Below are 17,955 nucleotides of genomic sequence, written 5' to 3'. Positions count from 1 at the left end.
ATGGTTGATATCACCTCCATCATGGCGCATTGCGACGCCGTTTATAAAGGGGGGAGGAGACCATTTCATCGACCTACTGGTTCCAGAGTATTTAATATGAGCGATACACCTGACATCCTGAAAAAGATTATTGCGCGCAAGCATGAAGAAATCGCCGAGCGCAGTGCCAAGGTTACTATCGAAGACCTGAAGCGGCGTATCGCCACTGCCTCGCCGCCGCGTGGCTTTGTTAAGGCGATAAATGCCAGGCTGGCAAAAGGCCAGGCCGCGGTGATTGCCGAGATCAAGAAGGCCTCGCCGAGCAAGGGGGTACTGCGAGAGGATTTTCAGCCGGCGCAGATCGCACAGAGTTACGCCAGGGGCGGCGCGGCCTGTCTGTCTGTTCTCACCGACGCAGATTATTTCCAGGGCCATGAGGACTACCTGCAACAGGCGCGCGCGGCCTGTGAGCTGCCGGTCATCAGAAAGGACTTTATTATTGACCCCTACCAGGTCTACGAGGCGCGGGCGATCGATGCCGACTGTATTCTGCTCATTGTGGCGGTGCTTGAAGATGAACGCATGCAGGCACTATCCGCCCTGGCGCATGAACTGGGCATGGATGTGCTCGTCGAGGTGCATGACGCCGAAGAACTGCAACGCGCCCTGGAACTGGATATTCCGTTGCTGGGGATCAACAACCGTAATCTGCGTACCTTTGAGACCAGTCTCAATACAACCCTGGACCTGCTCGATAAAGTCCCCGCGGACCGTATTGTCGTCACAGAAAGCGGTATTCACACGAAAGAGGATGTCGCACTCATGCGCAACCACCACGTTAATACATTTCTTGTTGGTGAGGCATTTATGCGTGCTGATGAGCCGGGCGAGAAACTGGCTGAATTATTTGTGTAGCCCGCAGGGGGCGCTCGGAGTGAACCGGTAATGTACGGGTAAGCCCGACCGGCTAACGCGTTCCGAAAACGACGATCGTCTTGCCCTTCACGGAAATCAGGCGCTGTTCCTCGAGGTTCTTTAAGACGCGGCCGACCATCTCGCGTGAGCAGCCGACGATGCGGCCGATCTCCTGGCGGGTGATGCGGATCTGCATACCGTCGGGGTGGGTCATGGCATCGGGTTGTTCGCAGAGATCCAGCAGCGTGCGGGCGACACGGCCGGTGACGTCCATGAAGGCCAGGTGGCCGACTTTGCGGCTGGTGTTCTGCAGGCGTACCGCCATCTGCGAGGCCAGTTCAAAGAGGATATCCGGGTTCTCGGTGGAGAGCTGACGGAATTTGCTGTAACTGATCTCGCCGAGTTCACAATCAACGCGAGCCCGGATCCAGGCGCTGCGCTTCTGATCCGGGACAAACAGGCCCATTTCGCCAAAGAAATCCCCCGGATTCAGGTAGGCCAGCACGATTTCACGACCATCCTCGTCCTCGATCAGGACAGTCACCGAGCCCTTGATGATGTGGTAGAGCACATCGGGCACGTCGCCGGCGTAGATAATGACGCTTTTCGCCGGATATTGGCGACGATGGCAGTGCTCCAGAAAGCGTTCAATAGCAGGATTTTCGTTGATGGTGAGCATAGAATTACGCTTTGCGCCCCGTTGACTCTTATTATGTATGTACCAGGTTCAGTGTAGGCAATTTTCTACAGGCTGTCGAACTCTTCCAGACGGCCGGCTGAATATTTGGCCCCGGGCCTATGCTGTCCCGGGAATCTTTATGATACTCTTTCGCGTCCTGATTTCTGTGGAGTAGGTCATGAAAGCGCGAGTTAAATGGGTCGAGGGTGTGACATTCGTCGGTGAGTCCGGCAGTGGCCATGCCGTGGTCATGGACGGGCCGCCCGAGCACGGTGGCCGTGATCTCGGCATCCGGCCTATGGAAATGCTCCTGCTCGGCATGGGTGGGTGTACCGCCTTTGATGTCCTGCATATCCTCAAGAAGGCCCGCCAGCCGGTCACTGACTGCGTGGTGGAACTCGAGGCCGAACGTGCCGATACGGAGCCGAAGGTCTTTACCAGGATCCATGCCCACTTTCGTCTCAAGGGTACCGGCCTGAAGGAAGATCGGGTCAAGCGCGCCGTTGAACTCTCAGCCGAGAAATACTGTTCGGCCTCGATCATGCTTGGCGCCACAGCCGAGATCACCCATGACTATATTATTGAGGAAGAAAACCCATGAGTCGTCCCCCTGCTACCGGCGGCATGCGGCACGTTGCCCTTTATGCCGAACATTTCGAAGCCTGCGAACATTTCTATACCGAGCTGCTGGGTATGCAGGTAGAGTGGCGGCCGGATCCGGATAACGTTTACCTGTGTTCCGGCAATGACAATCTTGCCTTGCACCGTGCGCAAGCGCCGCTAGCGGAGCACGGACAACACCTGGATCACATCGGTTTTATCCTGCGCAAGATGGAAGATGTCGATAGCTGGTATGACTATCTGAAATCACATGATGTGGTGATGCGCACCGGACCACGCACACACCGCGATGGCGCGCGCAGCTTTTACTGCAACGACCCTGACGGCACAACCGTGCAGATGATCTATCATCCGCCGATTGCCGATAAATGTTAAACCTGAATTATTACGGACGACGTGAATGGCAAAAAAGAAAAAGTTGAAGCTGCACGGCTTTAACAATCTGACCAAAACCCTGAGTTTCAACATCTACGATGTTGCCTATACCGCGAGCAAGGCTCAGCAACAGGAATATATTGAATACATTGATGAGGAATATAACGCCAAACGGTTGACCAATATTCTCACGGATGTGAGTAATATTATCGGTGCGAGTATCCTTAACATCGCCCATGAGGATTATGAACCACAGGGCGCCAGTGTCACCATGTTGATTGCCGAAGAACCGGTCATGTCCGAGGATATTGATAACCGCGAGACCCCCGGCCCCCTGCCGGAGGCCGTGGTCGGACACCTCGACAAGAGCCACATCACGGTACATACCTATCCGGAGTATCACCCTGAAAACGGTATCAGTACCTTCCGTGCCGATATTGATGTCTCTACCTGTGGGCGGATTTCACCCCTGAAGGCATTGAACTACCTGGTGCACAGTTTTGAATCCGATATCGTCACCATGGATTACCGGGTGCGCGGTTTTACCCGTAACGTGAAAGGCGGCAAGCTGTTTATTGATCACAACATCAATTCCATCCAGAACTTCGTTTCGCGGGATATTAAGAATCTCTATGAAATGATCGATGTGAATGTCTACCAGGAAAATATTTTCCATACCAAGATGATGCTCAAGGCCTTTGAGGTCAATAATTATCTGTTTGGTATCCAGAACGACGATCTGACCGGCAAGCAAGAGCGCATCATTTCAGAAAACCTGCGCCGCGAAATGGCCGAGATTTTTTACGGACGCAATCTGAAAAAGAGTATGAAGTTCTAGATCCTGTGCGCCGTCGTGGTCATGAGTTTCGACGTCAGGCGCATAGCCTTCCTGACCGGGGCAGGCAGTTCGGCACCACCGGCCTCCAGTGCTACCGTGGCGTGATGAAGTTCATCCGTTTTCATCTGTTCGAGAATGGCCCGGCTTTTTTCATCCTGCACGGGTAACCGGGCGAGGTGTTCATCGAGGTGTCGCACCACTTGCTGCTCGGTCTCGGCGACAAAGCCCAGGCTCCACTTGTCGCCGGCCAGACCTGCCGCTGCGCCCATGGCAAAGGAGGCACCGTACCAGAACGGGTTGAGGAAACTCTTGTGGCTGTGCAACTCGTCAAGGCGCTGTTCACACCAGACCAGGTGGTCGTTTTCTTCCTGTGCGGCGCGTTGCATGCTGTCACGAACATTGTCGAGTCTGGCCGTCAGGGCCTGCCCCTGGTAAAGCGCCTGGGCACACACCTCACCCACATGGTTGATGCGCATCAGGCCGGCAACGTGCCGACGTTCGCCTTCATCGAGTTCTGCTTCCGCACAGTCGCGCGCGGGGTTGTCGCGCTCAGTGACCTGGGGGCGGCCAAACACGGTGCGCAGGGCCTGATCCATATTCATGGCGAGTTGGTCGAGCGGGCTGTAGGTGCGTTGTTTCATAAAGACAGACGATACAAGAGACCGGCGGAATGTCAATCCGGGCTGAGTTGTTGGGCAAGGAGCTCGATCGGGTGGAGGACCTTGATGGTCAGTCCGGCGCGTTTCAGGCCGGCCTGCAGCTGCATGGCGCAGCCGATGTTACTGGTCACGACAACGTCGGCCTGCAGTTCGCGGATTTTGGCTATGTTCTCTCCCGCCAGAGTCTCGGACAACCCCCGATGTTCGTCTTCAAACATATAACTGCCCGCGGCACCGCAACAGCTGTTGCCGGCCTCGAGGGGGATGATTTCTGCCCCCGGAATACGCGCCAGCAACGTCGATACCGCGTTCTCCTGACGCAAGACATTACGTAATGAGCAGGGGCTGTGCACCACCACGCGCTGTTTGAGGCCGCGGATGCCGACATCGGCCGGCCAGTCAATGGATGCAATATAATGGCTGATATCCATGACCTGTTGCGCGAACTCAGCCGCGCCGGCATAGTCATCGGTAAGCCGGGCATAATCTTTCAGCGTCGCCGCGCAACCGCTGGCCAGGGTGACGATCGGTAAGGCAGGTTGGGTGGCAAAGGCCTGCAGATTGCCGGCGGCCAGCACATGTGCCCGTCCGGCATGGCCGCTATGCTGAGACAGCGCACCACAACAACCCTGTTCTGTCGGTACCTCTACCGAGACGCCGAGCCGGTTCAGGACTGCGATGCCGGTATCAAACAATGCCGAGCCGAAAACCGTTTGGGTGCAGCCCCTGAACATCTGCACACGATGCCGCTCATGTGCTGCCGGGTAGTGCGGTCGCGCGTCAGATAGTTTGCCAATGGTGGGTAAGCTGCGGCCAAGCCGCCCCAGCTTGCCCGGCAACAGGCCGGCCAGCTTGTCTGCGCCACTAAGGTGGGCGATGCGTAGCAGGCCATGCAAACGCCGACTCTGTGTAGCGTCTTCCAGGACGGTCTCCAGCCGCTTGTCGGCAGCTTCATCACCTTCGTGTAGCTGCTGGCGCAGGCCGTCCATGAAATAACCGAACTGCACGCCGGAAGGGCAGATGCGTTCGCACTGGCGGCAGAGCAGGCAGTTATCAATATGCCGGGTTATCTGTGCATCAATACGCAGCTCACCGCTCAAGATGGCCTTGCCCAGCACGATACGGCCGCGCGGCGATTCATTTTCATCCTGCGCATGCTGGTAGGTCGGGCACTGCGGCAGGCACATCCCGCAGAGGACGCATTTGTCGCCTTCGGCGATAAGGGAGAGTTTGGGCGGCGTGGCAGACAATGGAGTATGGATATCGGGTAAAATAAAGTAGAGTTACACGGATTCTACGCCTTACACATGACTTGTCACTGGGTTATTTATGTCTTATTACCGTTACCACGTTTTCTTTTGTACCAATCAACGCACTGACGGCCGCGAGTGCTGCCAGGATAATAACGCGCAGGCCATGCGCGATTACGCCAAGGCGCGTTGCAAGGAACTGGGCCTGAGTGGCAAGGGCGGGGTGCGGATCAACTCCGCCGGTTGCCTGGATCGCTGCGGCGAAGGCCCGGTTATCGTGATTTACCCGGAAGAGACCTGGTACACCTATGTGGACAAGGAAGACATTGATGAAATCATCAGCAAACACCTTAAAGAAGGGGAGATTGTCACCCGCCTGCAGATCTAGCCGGTCGATATTTATTTTTTGTAACGGCAGGCCATATAAAAAATAACGATATAAAACAGCAAGTTAGCTATATTGCAAGGATGTCAGTGAAACCAGAGCGATGCCGGATTTAGTTAATCTACAACATCACTATTATTGTGTAATTTGTTGATATATATCGAATATATCTAAATATTGACAATAAAATCCACATGGCACATTCTTTATCTCCACCAGTAACTAGCCCCCGAATGGGGACGAACACTCTAGCATTCCTCCACGAATAGTAGAGTTCAGGTGGTACAGGCGCGATCCCAAACGGGATCGCGCCTTTTTTATTTCAGGAAAATCTACTTAATAATCAATGCGTTAGGTGTATACCAGGTATCGACAGGGATTACCTTGCCCGCCTAGTAAATTAGAGTTGACTAATATACTAATGGTGGCTAAAATTTATCCCACTTTAGATTGATTGCTCATTCTCCTCCCAGGAACATTCAATCTAATCCGATCCTCCTCCACCTCCCAATGGTGGCTTCTAAGGCGCTGCAGCCCAATCTGCAGCGCCTTTTTTTTCACCCAGACTCCGTTGGAGTGGGGTGCTCAAAATGAAGCCCGAAGGGATTCTTTGAGCCAGTGACCCATCGGAGATGGGTAGGGTATCCATAATGAACCTGTAAGGTTCTGTGGTGTATGCCTGAAAGGTATCTATGATCCTCAACCATCTCCGATATATCCGTGGGTATTCGACCTTTTCGCTGTCTCCTTTGCTTTTATGGCTCGGAATTTCACCACTCACAGAATCCCTTCGGGCTTCATTATGAGTACCCTACCCATCTCCGATGGGTCAGGGCAATCATGAATACCCCACTCACTGTCCCAGTGAGTCTGGGCAACTCTCAAGGCATTTCTGCGGCCTCCCGGAGGGGGATTGGGCTCTCCCGGAGCCCCCCGGACCAAAAGACCACGGTATAGCCAGAAATAGCCCTTTTGCACTTGTATCCGGCCCCGGACTCAAGTAATATTCCGCCTCTTTGCAAGACACTACCCTATTTAAGTGGAGCAATACTGAAATGAAGACGTTCAGTGCTAAACCGGCTGAAGTGAAGCGCGACTGGTTCGTTATCGACGCCGAGGGCAAGACCCTGGGCCGTATGGCGACTGAAATCGCCCGCCGTCTGCGCGGCAAGCATAAGGCTATTTATACCCCGCACGTGGATACCGGCGACTACATCGTGGTCATCAATGCCGAAAAAGTCCGGGTCACGGGCCGAAAGTCGACCGATAAACTGTATCACCATCATACGGGTTACATCGGTGGTCTGAAGACGATCAGCTTCGACAAGCTGATTAAGAAGGCACCCGAGCGCATTATCGAAACAGCAGTGAAAGGTATGCTGCCGAAGAATGCCCTGGGTCGCACGATGTTCCGCAAGCTGAAGGTTTATGCGGGCAGCGAACACCAGCATACGGCCCAACAGCCGATGCCCCTGGAAATCTAAGAGCTTAGGTTAAGAACATGGCAGACGTTTATTACAGCACCGGGCGCCGCAAGTCATCAACGGCTCGCGTATACATGACACCGGGTGAAGGCAACATCATCATTAACAACCGTGGCATCGATACCTACTTTGGTCGTGAAACTTCACGCATGGTAGTTCGCCAGCCACTCGAATTGGCCGAAATGGTGGGCAAGTTCGATATCAAGGTTAACGTCAAGGGCGGCGGCAACACAGGCCAGGCCGGCGCGATTCGCCACGGCATTACCCGTGCGCTCATGAAATACGACGAAACCCTGCGTCCGGGCCTGCGAAAAGCCGGCTTTGTGACACGCGACTCACGCGAAGTCGAGCGTAAGAAGGTTGGTCTGCACAAGGCCCGTAAGCGTCCGCAGTACTCGAAGCGTTAATTGCGTTGGCGGCCTGCGCCGCACGCCGTTTTCCGACTTCTTTTGGGGAATCGTCTAACGGCAGGACAACGGACTCTGACTCCGTCAATCAAGGTTCGAATCCTTGTTCCCCAGCCATAAATAACAAAAGCCCGCCTTGTGCGGGCTTTTGTTATTTATAGGGTTTGGAGTGGATGAGAACCTTGGTTCGACTAAACGCGTTTTTCGCGTTTGAACGTAGGAGTCCTTTCAGGTTTGCGGGGTCGGAGTCGGTGTCTACGATAGTTTTGACGTAAAAATTGCGTTACTGCTTGCTAATCACCCATATCATAATGTCCGCACGACTCCGACCCCTGATACTGTGCGGGGTCGGAGTTGGTGTCTACGATAGTTTTGACGTAAAAATTGCGTTACTGCTCGCCAATCACCCATATCATAATGTCCGCACGACTCCGACCCCTGATACTGCGACCTCTGATATTGTCCCCCAGCCAGGTTTGCGGGGTCGGAGTTGGTGTCTACGATAGTTTTGACGTAAAAATTGCGTTACTGCCTGCTAATCACCCATATCATAATGTCCACACGACTCCGACCCCTGATACTGAGCCAGGTTTGCGGGGTCGGAGTTGGTGTCTACGATAGTTTTGACGTAAGAATTGCGTTACTGCTCGCCAATCACCCAGATCATAATGTCCACACGACTCCGACCCCTGATACTGATAATGTCCGCACGACTCCGACCCCTGATACTCGCCGGAGCGGCGCGGAAGGAAATAATCACGCCAACCAGCTGCATGGGCTTGCTATATATGTGGGTATAGAATTAGAATCAACACCGGGGAAGGGGTTTCCTGCATAAAAATGCCAGCCGGCCGTACAGGAATAGACCGGATTTCGGCAGTCAGGCTCGAGCCAACTCTCCGCGATAATTCATTATGGATAGATGAAACTAAACGATACGGAGTGTCGAAATGAACAGCCCTTTTCTTTCTGAAATAAACAATCCTCATCCCATTTGCAGGCGGCAGCGATCCGGCTCCTAGTCCGGTAGCACAGCAGCATGTTTTTCCCGGTTAAGCACAGAACCGTGTCTGGTTGCGGCATCGTTTGTCTATGCCTGTTGATGACTGTGGCAGCGCCGCTGTCTTCAGCGCCACTCAATGTCCCAGATAACACTGCCCGGGAAACCTTGCGAGAGCAGGCCCGCCAGCGTCAATTGCATGAGCAACAGGAGCAACGTCCTGATGTGCGGTTACAGCAGCAGACGACGCCGGAGATAAGCCCGGAATTGCCGCTGCAGGAAAGCCCGTGTTTTAAAATCGAGGAAATCAGATTAACGGGCAAAGATGCAGAGAAATTTGCCTTCGCCCTGGAATCAGTAACGAAGGGAAATAATTCAGTTATTGGCCGCTGCCTGGGCGTGCAAGGAATCAACCTGGTTATGGTCCGCCTGCAAAACGCGGTAATAGCAAAGGGGTTTATCACAACGCGCATTCTGGCCGCGCCACAGGATTTAACAACAGGCGTGCTGAAACTGACGGTGATTCCGGGCTACGTGCGCAAAATCGACTTTATTTCCGAACATCCGGCGCGCATGCAGGATGCCGCTTTGCCGCTGCAGTCAGGCGATATCCTGAACCTGCGCGATATAGAGCAGGCGCTGGAAAACATCAAGCGTGTGCCTGTAGCGGAGGTGGATTTTCAGATTGAGCCGGCAAGGATAAAAGATGCACAGCCGGGCGAGAGTGACCTGGTGGTACATCACCAACAGGGCTTTCCATTGCGAGCCACCTTGTCATTGGATGACGGCGGTTCAAAAAGAACAGGGCGTAACCAGGCGGGACTAACCCTGTCCTACGATAACCCGTTGTCATTGAACGATCTGTTCTACGTAAGTGTGAATAGCGATTTTGATGGTGGCAACAGTGATGAAAAAGGCACCGATGGTTATAGCCTGCATTACTCGGTGCCGTACAGATACTGGTTGTTTAGCCTGAGTGCGAGCAGGTTTGATTTTCGGCAAACAGTAGCCAGTGCGGGCGCGAACATTCGATTTAGCGGCAAAACGAAGAATGCGGATCTGCGTATATCGCGGGTGCTGTACCGTGATGCGCGGCGCCGGACCGGCGGCTATCTCCGTGGTTATGTGCGGAGCTCGAAAAACTTTATTAACGATGTGGAAGTGGCTATCCAGCAGCGACGTACCGCAGGCTATGAGGTGGGTGTGGAGCACCGCGAGTTTATTGGTCAGGCGGTGCTGAACGCGAACCTGGCATACCGGCACGGAACAGGCGCGTTTAATGCGTTGGCAGCCCCGGAAGACCCCTTCGGCGAAGGGGCGTCCCGTCCAAGGTTGTATACGGCCGAGGTCGGTCTGAATATGCCATTTACTGCCGGTGGCCAGCGGTGGCATTACAACGGCCTGGTCAGGCTGCAACACAACCTCACCCCACTGGTGCCGCAAGATCGCTTTTCTATCGGCGGGCGCTACACGGTAAGGGGTTTCGATGGGGAAACGGTGTTATCAGCCGATCGCGGCTGGTTTATTCGCAATGACATCGGCATGGCCATGGGAAAGAGCGGCCAGCAGCTATATGCCGGGCTTGACTACGGAGAAGTTGATGGTCAGTCGGGCAGCCTGCTCCTGGGCAAACATCTTTCCGGCGCGGTTATCGGCCTGCGTGGCGGTTATAAAAACATGGTCTATGACGTCTTCGCGGGCAGGCCGGTATCCAGACCTGATGGCTTTCGAACCGCAAGCACAACGTATGGTTTTAACGTGAGTCTATCTTTCTGAATAAGGCAAATGGCTGATGCGCTACGAGAGTTTTGACATTACCGCCCCGTCGTTACTTGGTTGCGGCTACAACGAGGCCGAAGTATTAGGTTCGGCTGTGTGGTTGTGGATGTACTCCAAGACGCACCGGGAATTACCAATACAGACATTGCCGGTATTATTGTTGGCCGCCATGAAACACGGCCAGTTTGTGCTGGCGGTCGAGAAAAGCAGGCCGGTATTCTTCCTGAGCTGGGCGCAGATGAGCGAAGCGGCAGAGACCCGATATCTCAGGAATCCGCCTGAATCGATGCCGTTGGAAGACTGGAATAGTGGCGAGCGGATCTGGTTCCTCGACTGGGTCGCGCCATTCGGGCATACACGGAAAATGTCGACATTGATTACGCGGCAATTATTTGCCGACAAGTGCGCGCGGGCATTGTATCACCGGGGCTACGAGAAAGGCCTGCGCGTGCAAACCTTTCGAGGCAGGGATCTTTCAGCCCGCCAGGCCAGGGCGTGGTTTGAGGCGCACCCGCTGGCGACGATGCAGGTCAACACATAACTTATTGCATGGATGCGATATGAACAAAAACAGACACAGGGTTATTTACAGCAAGTCTCGCGGCCAGTGGGTAGTAGTAGGTGAGCTTGCGAATACTCGAGCCGGAGCGCGTGCCGGCTCCCCGGGTAAACGCCGGAGGGCGATGCTTGCACATGGTGGAAACCTGAAACGGTTTCAGCTCTCGAGAGTCTGGGCCCTGGGAACGGTGCTCCTGGCCGTGCAGCCGGCACAGGCCGAGATCATAGCCGATAGCAACGCGCCCGTTAGCCAGCAGGCAACGGTCACAACAACGGCCAGCGGTATTCCCCAGGTCAATATCCAGACACCGAGTTCGGCCGGGATTTCACGAAACGTCTATAGTCGTTTTGATGTTGAACGCCAGGGGGCGATACTGAACAATTCGCGCAGCATGGTGCAAACCCGGCTAGGGGGCCTGGTGTTGGGCAACCCCTCGCTGGCGACGGGCACGGCAAGTGTCATTCTGAATGAAGTTAATTCAAACGATCCCAGTCAGCTGCGAGGCTATATGGAAGTGGCCGGCGATCGTGCACAGGTTGTCGTCGCGAACCCGGCCGGGATCACGTGTAACGGTTGTGGCTTTATCAACGCCAATCGTGCCACCCTGACAACCGGTACGCCCATTGTTAATGCCGGCAACCTCGAGGCTTATGTCGTAAGGCGTGGTGTGATCAGTCTCGAGGGGGAGGGGCTCGATACTTCGAGCAGTAATTTCACCGATGTTATTGCCCGTGCGGTGCAGGTGAATGCGGATATCCTGGCTAATGACTTGCGCATCACGACAGGCGCCAATCAAGTCAATGCCGCCCATGACAGTGCCACCCCTGTTACCGGCACTGGCGTATCACCAACGTTTTCTCTTGATGTCAGCGAGCTGGGTGGAATGTATGCAGGCAAGATCCGTTTGCTTGGCACCGAGGCGGGCATCGGCGTGCGTAATGCGGGCGTGCTGGGGGCCAGTGCAGGTGAAATACAGATTACCGCCGCAGGCAGGCTCGAGAACATAGGCCAGATCAGTGCAGGCACCACGGTTCAAATCGAGACTAGTGACAGTGTCAGTAATAGCGGAGAAATAGTCGCAGGTGCGGCTGTGCAGGCGAGCGTCACGGAGACCTTCAACAATACCGGCGGCCTGATCGATGCGGGCAGTGTCGATATCACAACCGAGTCATTGATCAACCAGGGCAAGAGCCGTATCTATGGCGATAGCATAAATATAGCCGCCCACTCACTGGAGAATGGTGAAGACGGGGGTGACGCGGCAGTTATCGCGGCCCGTCAGCAGCTCAAGCTGGGCGTGCAGACACTCAATAACGAAAATGGCGCCGCGCTATACAGCGATGGCGGGCTTGCCATCGGCGGTGAACTGGATGCCGCCCGCGACGTGCAAGGCATAGCCGATGTGATAAATAACCACGGCGGTATTATCGATGCCGTGGCTGATATCGACATCACCGCCAGCCAGCTCAACAATACAAACACGGATTTCAGCACCCGGCTTGTGCAAACCGGGAATGAGAATATCCAGGAATATGCACTGGTAGGCTCACCTAATCGCTATGGCCCTGATGAGATAACACTCCAGCCCGACAGCAACGATGATGTTAATTACCTGGTTACGCCGGAAGGCATAAGCGATGCCTACAACCGTTTTGACTTTAATCGCACCGTGCAGGAAACCGAGGTAACCGCATCGAGCCCAGGACAGATTCTGGCCGGGGGCAACATCCATATCAGCGCTGGTGACTTAGTCAATGATAACAGCCGTATCCTGGCGGGTGGTGCGTTGACGGCAGACCTTGCATCGTTAATAAACACAGAGACACCCGGTTCACGAATCAGTACAGATGCCGGTACTATTACCACTTTCACCCGCCGTCACAAAAAGGGTCGTGACAGTACCCGGGTAACGGTTAATCCCTATAATCCGGCACCGGCGACACAGACAATCAGCCTGGGGCAGGCCGGTTACGCGGGCAATACGTTGACTGCCGGCAGTGGTACGCAGGTCCCGCTGCTCTCCAGTCATTTATTCAAGCTTGCGCCACAAGCCGCGGCGGGTTACCTGGTCGAGACCGACCCGCAGTTTATCAATCGGCGCTTATTCCTGTCTTCTGATTTCGTGCTGCAACAACTGAGCTTCGATCCTGTTGTGACACAAAAACGTCTCGGTGATGGTTTCTATGAGCAGCGACTGGTACGGGAGCAGGTAGCGCAACTCACTGGACGGCGTTTCCTGGAAGGATTTTCCAATGACGAAGAACAATTCCGGGCCTTATTGAATGCCGGTGTTACCGCAGTGAACGAATTAAAGCTGCGCCCCGGTATAGCCCTGAGCGCCGCGCAGGTCGCGCAATTAACCAGCGATGTTGTACTTCTGGTTGAAAAGGACGTCACATTGCCGAATGGGGACACTAATAAAGTACTGGTTCCCCAGTTGTATGTTCGTTTGCAGGATGGTGATCTCAATGGCAATGGTGGTGTGCTTTCAGCTGAGGTAGTCAGTCTTACCACGAGTGACGATATCAATAATGGCGCCCGCATTGCAGGTCGTGATCTTGTAAGTCTAACCGCAGAGAACATCAATAATACGGGTGGACATATAGGCAGTCTGATCACCGAATTGCGCGGTCGCGTAAATGTTACGGTCGATGGCGGGGAAATTAGTGGTGAGAATAGTCTTACACTCGATGCGGGTCAGGATATTCGTCTGAGCAGTACTACCAGTGAGCAAACAGGTGAGCAGGGAAGTCGTACTAACATCAGTCGCAGGGCAAGCCTTTTTGTCACAAGCGGAGAAGGCAGCCTGGTTGCTAGTGCAGGACATAATCTGGAACTGAATGCAGCCAGTATTGACAACACATCCGGTACAGGTAGGACACAGCTTACCGCAGGTAACGATATTCTTTCATCGACCGTAGAAGAACGTTTTAGCCAGGAAACGATTCATGATGGTAATAACTTCAGGAAAGAACGGGCTACTAGCAGCGTAGGTAGCAGTATTGACGTCACGGGTAATCTCGAGCTGCAAGCAGGTAATGATGTAACCGGACATGCTTTAAGCATAGAAAGTAGACAGGGAAGTGTGAATATCAAGGCGGGTAATGATATTGCCCTCGCATCAGCAACCGACAGGCGTGAGCTTGACGAGGCACTCAAAAACAAGAGCAAAGGCTTCCTCTCCAGTACGACACGTTTTCGCCGTGAAGAACTGGAAGAAGAGCGGGTAACAGGCAGTAGCGTCAGTGCTGACTCAGTCAGTCTTCATGCCGGGGCGGGTATAACACTTGAGGGCAGTGATGTTGTGGCGGACAAACATGTTGACCTGCAAGCCGGTGATGAAGTGAACATCGTGGCGGCACGGGAGCGGCGGAAGCAACATACTACCCGTATCAAGAAAAAGAGTGGTGTATTCAGCTCTGGGGGCATTGGCGTCACCATTGGAACGCAGCAGCAAACCAACAGGGGCAAGGGTATAACAGAGACAGCCGTAGCCAGTACCGTGGGGAGTATTGAGGGCGATGTCAGTATCAATGCCGATGCCGCTTATAAACAAATCGGTAGTGATGTTGCCAGCCCCGGCGGAAGTACCCGTATTACCGCGGAAAGTATACAAATCACCGCTGATGAAAATGTGGCTATCAATGTACAGGAAACCGAGTTCAAACAATCCGGTCTGAGTATTTCCATATCCAACCCGGTACTGGACGCCGCACAAACCATCAAGCGTGTTGATGCGGCCAGTAAACGCACCAGCAATAGCCGCCTCAAGACATTGGCAACAGCCACCAAGGGGCTGGCTGTTTATGATGCAGCGACGGCTATCAGGGCAAGAAAGGCCGAGGTGGCCCGTGAAGCCATTAAACGTGGTGATAAGGATGCACAGGATACCAATGATCCTGAAAACAAGGTTCCGGACAAACGTACCCTGGCGGATAAAGCCGGTGGCATAAACTTGAGTGTCAGCCTGGGAAGCTCGAAGAGCAGTAGTCGTTCAAAGCAGGAAAGCCATAGTGCGGCGAGCAGTACCGTGTATGCGGGTGAAGATATTATCTTGCAGAGCACGGGTACTAAGGCAGATACCGAAATCACGGGGAGCCAACTGACAGCGGCCAATAATATCGTTATCCAGTCGAATAAGGATATTCATCTGCAGGCAGCGAAAAACACCACCAGCCTTGACAGGGAAAATGACTCCAGCAGTGCCAGTGTCGGTGTGAGTTTTGGAACCAGTGGCCTGGCCGTGACAGCCAGTGTCAGTAAGGGGGAAGGCCAGGCTGACGGGCAGGATGTCACCTATACCGCAACCGGGATCCAGGCAGGAGAAGGCCTGGCATTGTTGTCTGGCAATGACACTATCCTGCGTGGGTCGGTTGTTAGTGGTAAGCAGGTCGTGGTTGAGGCAGGCGGTGATCTCAATATTGAAAGCCTGCAGGCAACGGCTAACTACCAGTCAGAACAAAACGAGCAAGGCTTATCAATTAGCGTGCCGATTGGTGCCGGCGCGATATCCGGCAGTATTAACGCGGCTCAAACGAATGTTGATGCCGAGTTTACCAGCGTACAACAACAGGCCGGTATTTTTGCCGGTGACAGGGGCTTCCAGGTGAGCGTGCAGGGTAATATTGACCTGGTTGGTGGCAAGATAGCCAGCACCGAGGCAGCCGAACAGCAGCAGCTAAACCACCTTGAAACCGCGACCCTGACATCACGTGACTTGCACAACTATGAAAAAGTCGAAGGCTCACAAACCGGTATCAACCTCAGCAGTGGGCCCATTAGCAAATACAAGGTCGCTAAAACACTCGTAAGCAACCTCGCAACCAATACTGAACTCGGATCTGAACAGGCGAGCACCACGCAAAGCAGTATTGGCACCACCATGATCAGGATTACCGACGAGGACCAACAGCAGGCGCTGACAGAGCAAACAGCAGAAGAGGTTGTCGCCAGTATCTCAGCTGACGTGACCTCCGATGTCGATAACAGCAATGCCCTGGTCAAAACGGATGCAGGGGAAATCGAAACCGAGCTTGAATCCAGCAGGCAGATCAAGGAAGCCTTTGCACAACAGGTTGAAGCGGTAACTGATGATGCTTATCGAACCCTGTTCGAACGAGAAATCCTGTTCTACAAGGTCACTTGTCCGGAAGGAAAAGACTGCACCGCGAATCCCAAGCGCGCCATTCTCACACCTGTCAGCAAGGAAGAGGTGAAAGAAAATGGCAATAAGGACACCGTGATTGCTGTTAATGGACTTTTCAACGGACTGGAACGGGCGGGTGAACTGGCTTACCAGAATGCCGTTGATCCCGAGAAGGTTAAGAAAGGGCTGGATGATGTTAAGCCAGACACGATTTACCTGGCGCATTATGTGCCCGCAGATGGCATTCTTGGAGAATTCCTGGCCGTTGGTTATGAAAAAGCCCTCTCCGGACTGGATTACGACACGGCTTCTGCACTGGGCTACAGTAATGCAACCAATGCCTATGCTGATATTCTGCGTAGCCGGCAAGATTTGCAAACCCAGTCACTGGGCCATAGTCGTGGCACTATTGTGCAACAAAATGCCTTCGAGATACTGGGTAATACCGTGGATGCAAATGGTAAGCGCTATAATGGCGAAAACCTGGTGACACGATCGTTTGCCCCGGCCGTTGATGTTGATGCGCTTACGGAAAACGCAAGAAATATAAATGTCGAAAAAGGAAATATTTATGCCTCTTATTTTGATAATGATCCTGTGACAGGTTTTACGACATCGAATCCTACAGTAAGTACATGGGGGGAACTCATGGTAACACTAGGTGATGCAGTAAAGAATGATAATAGTGTGCATAGTTGCGGGGGCACTGGTGCCCCGGAGTGTCAACAGGTTGAGTTCCCCGTAAAGGGTGGTCCACAGGGTACGCCAGAGGGTAATGCACGCCTAAGAACCTTTGTTGGTGGTAAAGAACAAATAAAGGATAAGCAAAAATGACACAGGGATTACTACTAAAAAATACAGCTGTAGTTTTATTTTTTTCAACATTGTTTGGTTGCGGGGTTGTTTCCGATTATGCCAAACAAAGACAATATGAAGATCTAGTGTTAAATAACCCTGGCGCCCTGGACCCAAAAGTATCATCTTCAACTGGCTATATAACACATAGTTACCGGTTACTTGAAAAATACAGGATTAGTCATGATTGGCCAATTGGGTTTATGGTATGTAGGTATTCAACAATTGAATTACCTGAAGAGCAGCAAGGCAGATACTGGGAAGAATCATACAGTCGTTTGGGTGATTTTTTTGAGTACAGAGGGAAAACGCTTCAAGAAACAAAAGACATTGTTAACCCTCATAAAGCCTATACTTTAAGTTCACTTGACAAAGACGAATACGTCAAACCTCATAAAGGCGTCGACGGCGAAGGCAAACCCAAAATATACGGGCCAAGCTCGGTTTGTCACCAGTACCTGCTTGGTACATCACATTCCTTAACCGTCTGGTTACAGAAAACAAGCGAAGATGTGTGGAAGAAAATACTGGATCGAGACTTCCCTGATAGCAAGCTCATGCAGGAAAAAATAGGGAATAACACCTGGTACGGGAAACGAAGTGAATTGGCACCGCCGTTGCCAAATAAGGTTAGAGCCTACGAGCGAAGGGTCTTGCCCATTGCTGATACAGGTTATGTTTTTGAGTTTGAGTTCGGCGCAGATCAGGACTCATTAAAGATCCCCGGTACGCACGAAAGAATGAAAAAAGTTTATCGCCATTTGCTTGAGTCAGTAAAAATCGAACGCCTGAGTCCTGCTGAAGAATCCGAACAGCGAAGACGTATACAGGGATTGAGAGAGGCCATTGATGCGCATGAGGCCAACAAGAAGCGTTAATAACTTTTGTTGTCGGATTACACTGGCTTTGCTCACTAATCCGACCTACATGTTGCCAGGGTTGGGTTTTTGTAGATACCATCTCCCTCCACCGACCACAAACGGTATTTACAGCGCTTGTGGTTGATATGGTTGCTGGTGTTTTA

Annotated in this window: 14 protein-coding genes, 1 tRNA gene and 1 pseudogene; 13 read left to right on the top strand and 3 right to left on the bottom strand. The window is 53.1% G+C overall.

Annotated features, from left to right (window positions below; all coding sequences use genetic code 11):
* Nucleotides 1-96 precede the first annotated feature (96 nt).
* Nucleotides 97-894 carry an indole-3-glycerol phosphate synthase TrpC gene (gene trpC, locus RQ738_RS10400; protein ID WP_314165095.1) on the top strand — a complete coding sequence of 266 codons (798 nt, stop codon included), beginning with the start codon at nucleotides 97-99 and terminating at the stop codon, nucleotides 892-894.
* A gap of 52 nt (nucleotides 895-946) precedes the next feature.
* Here trpC and crp read toward each other — a convergent pair whose 3' ends face one another.
* A complete protein-coding gene (gene crp, locus RQ738_RS10395) occupies nucleotides 947-1,573 on the bottom strand; it encodes a cAMP-activated global transcriptional regulator CRP (protein WP_314165094.1) in 627 nt (208 codons plus the stop codon).
* 178 nt (nucleotides 1,574-1,751) lie between these two features.
* Here crp and RQ738_RS10390 point away from each other — a divergent pair, with 178 nt between their 5' ends.
* The 3 genes from RQ738_RS10390 to speD are packed head-to-tail and all read left to right on the top strand — an operon-like array spanning nucleotide 1,752 to nucleotide 3,407.
* Complete coding sequence (locus RQ738_RS10390; RefSeq protein ID WP_314165092.1) at nucleotides 1,752-2,174, top strand: OsmC family protein; 423 nt, start codon at nucleotides 1,752-1,754, stop codon at nucleotides 2,172-2,174.
* On the top strand, nucleotides 2,171-2,569 hold the full coding sequence (locus RQ738_RS10385; protein WP_314165091.1) for a VOC family protein: 399 nt from the start codon (nucleotides 2,171-2,173) through the stop codon (nucleotides 2,567-2,569). Before RQ738_RS10390 ends, RQ738_RS10385 begins: the two co-directional genes overlap by 4 nt.
* A gap of 25 nt (nucleotides 2,570-2,594) precedes the next feature.
* Nucleotides 2,595-3,407 (top strand): adenosylmethionine decarboxylase, encoded by an 813-nt coding sequence (gene speD, locus RQ738_RS10380; RefSeq protein WP_314165090.1) that lies wholly within the window; start codon nucleotides 2,595-2,597, stop codon nucleotides 3,405-3,407.
* On the opposite strand, the gene coq7 is transcribed toward speD, so the two are convergent.
* Nucleotides 3,404-4,048 (bottom strand): 2-polyprenyl-3-methyl-6-methoxy-1,4-benzoquinone monooxygenase, encoded by a 645-nt coding sequence (coq7, locus tag RQ738_RS10375; protein ID WP_314165088.1) that lies wholly within the window; start codon nucleotides 4,046-4,048, stop codon nucleotides 3,404-3,406. The genes speD and coq7 overlap by 4 nt on opposite strands.
* Before the next feature lie 32 nt (nucleotides 4,049-4,080).
* Nucleotides 4,081-5,316: a (Fe-S)-binding protein gene (locus RQ738_RS10370; protein ID WP_314165087.1), complete on the bottom strand. Its 1,236-nt coding sequence runs from the start codon at nucleotides 5,314-5,316 to the stop codon at nucleotides 4,081-4,083.
* A 79-nt stretch (nucleotides 5,317-5,395) separates the two neighbouring features.
* On the opposite strand from RQ738_RS10370, the gene RQ738_RS10365 reads away from it, so the two are divergent.
* The 9 genes and pseudogenes from RQ738_RS10365 (at nucleotide 5,396) to RQ738_RS10330 (ending at nucleotide 17,809) form a co-directional block, all read left to right on the top strand.
* Nucleotides 5,396-5,704 (top strand): (2Fe-2S) ferredoxin domain-containing protein, encoded by a 309-nt coding sequence (locus tag RQ738_RS10365; protein ID WP_314165085.1) that lies wholly within the window; start codon nucleotides 5,396-5,398, stop codon nucleotides 5,702-5,704.
* Between the two features lie 1,052 nt (nucleotides 5,705-6,756).
* Nucleotides 6,757-7,185 (top strand): 50S ribosomal protein L13, encoded by a 429-nt coding sequence (gene rplM, locus RQ738_RS10360; RefSeq protein WP_314165083.1) that lies wholly within the window; start codon nucleotides 6,757-6,759, stop codon nucleotides 7,183-7,185.
* Nucleotides 7,186-7,202: 17 nt separating this feature from the next.
* Complete coding sequence (gene rpsI, locus RQ738_RS10355) at nucleotides 7,203-7,592, top strand: 30S ribosomal protein S9 (RefSeq protein WP_314165081.1); 390 nt, start codon at nucleotides 7,203-7,205, stop codon at nucleotides 7,590-7,592.
* Nucleotides 7,593-7,635: 43 nt separating this feature from the next.
* Nucleotides 7,636-7,709, top strand: a tRNA-Gln gene (locus tag RQ738_RS10350).
* Between the two features lie 985 nt (nucleotides 7,710-8,694).
* Nucleotides 8,695-10,368: a ShlB/FhaC/HecB family hemolysin secretion/activation protein gene (locus tag RQ738_RS10345; protein WP_314165080.1), complete on the top strand. Its 1,674-nt coding sequence runs from the start codon at nucleotides 8,695-8,697 to the stop codon at nucleotides 10,366-10,368.
* Between the two features lie 16 nt (nucleotides 10,369-10,384).
* On the top strand, nucleotides 10,385-10,912 hold the full coding sequence (locus tag RQ738_RS10340) for a toxin-activating lysine-acyltransferase (protein WP_314165078.1): 528 nt from the start codon (nucleotides 10,385-10,387) through the stop codon (nucleotides 10,910-10,912).
* A 19-nt stretch (nucleotides 10,913-10,931) separates the two neighbouring features.
* Nucleotides 10,932-11,027 (top strand): annotated as a pseudogene (locus RQ738_RS13765) (ESPR-type extended signal peptide-containing protein); the annotation flags it as partial.
* Nucleotides 11,028-11,054: 27 nt separating this feature from the next.
* Nucleotides 11,055-16,910 (top strand): hemagglutinin repeat-containing protein, encoded by a 5,856-nt coding sequence (locus RQ738_RS10335; protein WP_314165077.1) that lies wholly within the window; start codon nucleotides 11,055-11,057, stop codon nucleotides 16,908-16,910.
* On the top strand, nucleotides 16,907-17,809 hold the full coding sequence (locus RQ738_RS10330; RefSeq protein ID WP_314165076.1) for a hypothetical protein: 903 nt from the start codon (nucleotides 16,907-16,909) through the stop codon (nucleotides 17,807-17,809). The genes RQ738_RS10335 and RQ738_RS10330 overlap by 4 nt, the downstream gene beginning before the upstream one ends.
* The last annotated feature ends 146 nt before the right edge of the window (nucleotides 17,810-17,955 follow it).

The sequence above is a fragment of the Sulfuriflexus sp. genome (genome assembly GCF_032250955.1).
Taxonomy (GTDB): domain Bacteria; phylum Pseudomonadota; class Gammaproteobacteria; order AKS1; family AKS1; genus Sulfuriflexus.
This window is presented reverse-complemented; position numbering and strand designations above follow the sequence as displayed.